5 protein-coding genes are annotated in these 2,367 nt (G+C 42.9%); all 5 read right to left on the bottom strand.

Annotated elements, in window-relative coordinates; translation table 11 throughout:
• Positions 1 to 331: 331 nt before the first annotated feature.
• The gene (locus tag QC759_RS00025) at positions 332 to 709 is read right to left on the bottom strand and encodes a roadblock/LC7 domain-containing protein (protein WP_048072575.1); all 378 of its coding nucleotides are present in this window, start codon (positions 707 to 709) and stop codon (positions 332 to 334) included.
• Positions 710 to 728: 19 nt separating this feature from the next.
• Entirely contained in the window at positions 729 to 1,079 is a 351-nt protein-coding gene (locus QC759_RS00020) for a roadblock/LC7 domain-containing protein (RefSeq protein WP_048072576.1), read from the bottom strand.
• 31 nt (positions 1,080 to 1,110) lie between these two features.
• Entirely contained in the window at positions 1,111 to 1,599 is a 489-nt protein-coding gene (locus QC759_RS00015; protein ID WP_052399931.1) for a GTP-binding protein, read from the bottom strand.
• A 17-nt stretch (positions 1,600 to 1,616) separates the two neighbouring features.
• Complete coding sequence (locus tag QC759_RS00010) at positions 1,617 to 2,126, bottom strand: hypothetical protein (RefSeq protein WP_048072577.1); 510 nt, start codon at positions 2,124 to 2,126, stop codon at positions 1,617 to 1,619.
• A gap of 13 nt (positions 2,127 to 2,139) precedes the next feature.
• Positions 2,140 to 2,367, bottom strand: a 228-nt coding sequence (locus tag QC759_RS00005; RefSeq protein ID WP_424970933.1) for a roadblock/LC7 domain-containing protein, incomplete at its 5' end; no start/stop codon positions are given.

Genomic DNA, 2,367 nt, shown 5'->3' with positions numbered 1-2,367 from the left:
ATCAAACCATCCGGTCGCAGCACAGCCACTCCATTAACATCCCCCGGAGCACGCTCCAGTAACTCTTTCAAAAGACTACCAATATCCTCTCTTAATCCCATTAAAATCACGTCCGTTGTGGTAAATTAATTATCCTGTTGTTTATAACCAATAAAGCGGATAAAAATAATATCTAACTGTGAATTTTCACACGAAATCTATAACACCCGTGCACATTTAGCAAACAGTTATATAGGATAATTAAAGGCGGGTTAAGAAGGGTAAAATTATCAAAGAATAATACTGGTTAAAAAAATGAGTTATTTTTAATGAAATGATTAACAGTGACCCCTTAATCTATATAGGCGTCCTGTATTATCTGGAATATTTTTTCCACCGCTCTCTTCATTTTCAAAAAAACCATACCCAGATTAGCCGTGGATTCCACTGCACAGACCAGGGCAACAGTGGATGAACCCATGATAACGATTTGTAGTTTCTCACCTTTGATCAGGACTTTTTCCAGGTTGTCTTTACCAATATCATTGAGTGTTTTTTCACCGATATTGATGAGGGAAGCAGCCATGGCCGCAATCATATGGTTTTTCACATGGGGATTGCTGGAGGTCATAATCAGCCCATCTTTACGGATTACATAGGACTCTAAAATGTCACTTTTGTACTCCATCTGCTGTAGAACTTCGTTGATCTGCTCGGAAATAGGTTTCATAGGACATCGGCTGGAATAACTATTGATTGTTGGTGAAATCAGAAATGGCCTTCTTTAACATCACCCTGATCATGCCAATGTTGGCATTCATCTCGGTTAAAACTATGATAACATGATCCATACCAAATTCATCAATCACTATTTTCCCCTGTTCTGTTTCCACGATTAACTGCTCTAGATTCCCGTAACGGACTGTTCTGGTAAGTTCTCGCACTGCTCCCAGTGCCGCCACCGTGGTGGCACTTAAAATTGAACTTTCCCGATCCACCTTGGTTACAGGAATACCATCCAGACCCGCCACCAGGGAATCTTTGACTCCCCTGATTCGGTTAATATTGATTAAAACTTCATCTAAATTCTGAACAACCATTTTTATCCGCCTACCAAAAATATTTGGCCTATCACTTGTTTTTCCCTGTAATTTCATTAATAAGATTGTCCATGAAACTGGCCAGATCATCATCATTCAATGCCGAAGTATTAAAAATAGGTATATCGCCCGAAAGATTCAATTCAGCACGTATAGCTTCCGGATCCAGTCTAGAAATGTCTTCTTTATTGGCCGCAATAACATAAGGCACATCGTAGCCTTCAATGAATTTAATTAACTCGAAATCTACCGGTGTTATCCCCACGGTTGAGTCTATTAATAAGATTGCCCCGTCCATACCAGTAGCCAGTGTTTCCCACATAAAAGAAAATCTTCGATGCCCGGGACTGGCAAATAAATGTATTAAAAAACCGCCCTGTTCGATCTGGACAAAATCAAAACTGGTGGTAATATCTTCATATTCACCTTTCAAGAAAAGTTCGTTTCCACTTAATCTCTCAACAAAGGTGGTTTTACCGGCGTTTAAAGCGCCGAAAACCACAACTTTAAGGGCATCCATAGGTGTACTCCCATAATCTACAGGGCTTTGAGTACAATTTCACTGTTACCATCCTTAGATTCCAAACTATCCATTATAAATGGCTCTCCAGTCACATCTTCCATCAGGGCGATGAGTGACAGGGCCATAGGACAGCCTACGGAACGGGGAACTTCTTTGGCCTCCAGATAGTCCGTGAAGTGGTGCAGTTTGCAACCCTTGATCTGGACCTTTAAGGTATCGTTGTCTACGGTGAAACCTATTTCATCAGCAATGCTGAAATATCCTCCCAGGTACTCGGCATAGAATTCCATGGCCTTTTCTGGGGTGCTGGTGTCCTTTTCCTCGCCCAGCATGACTGAACCCACCTTGATCAGGTTCCACAGATCCTCACCGAAGGCACGGGTGATTCCCAGGGAACCTTCACCACTGACCCTCCATAGGCTGTTGGTGAAGCCCATTAACACCGAGGTGAGTATGATATTCACTGGATCTTTAGTTTCACTTAAAAAGGCGGCTGTTATTTGCTGAACTTCCTCTTCTGACATGTTACTGTACTCCCTATGCTTCCATGACTTCTTTTACTTTTAGTGCGGTTCTCTCCAGTTCCAGGAGGGCCAATCCCAGGTTCACTTCCCCCGGGGATAATGCGGCCAGCACCGCCTTCTTACCAGCATAGGATAAGATGGCCTTACCAATGGCACCGTCAATAACCACCTGGTTAAGATCTCCCCTTTCCAGCTCATCACAGGTTCTCTGGGAAGTACCCACCATGGCCGCAGCCATAGC

This window comes from Methanobacterium formicicum (genome assembly GCF_029848115.1).
GTDB lineage: Archaea > Methanobacteriota > Methanobacteria > Methanobacteriales > Methanobacteriaceae > Methanobacterium > Methanobacterium formicicum.
The sequence above is the reverse complement of the archived record's forward strand: the minus strand, read 5'-3'. Positions and strand labels throughout refer to the sequence as shown.

Bases quoted from the DNA above. Each gene is read 5' to 3' on its own strand.
- QC759_RS00010 (WP_048072577.1), bottom strand. From the start codon at position 2,126: ATGTCAGAAGAGGAAGTTCAGCAAATAACAGCCGCCTTTTTAAGTGAA.
- QC759_RS00025 (WP_048072575.1), bottom strand. From the start codon at position 709: ATGAAACCTATTTCCGAGCAGATCAACGAAGTTCTACAGCAGATGGAG.
- QC759_RS00015 (WP_052399931.1), bottom strand. From the start codon at position 1,599: ATGGATGCCCTTAAAGTTGTGGTTTTCGGCGCTTTAAACGCCGGTAAA.
- QC759_RS00020 (WP_048072576.1), bottom strand. From the start codon at position 1,079: ATGGTTGTTCAGAATTTAGATGAAGTTTTAATCAATATTAACCGAATC.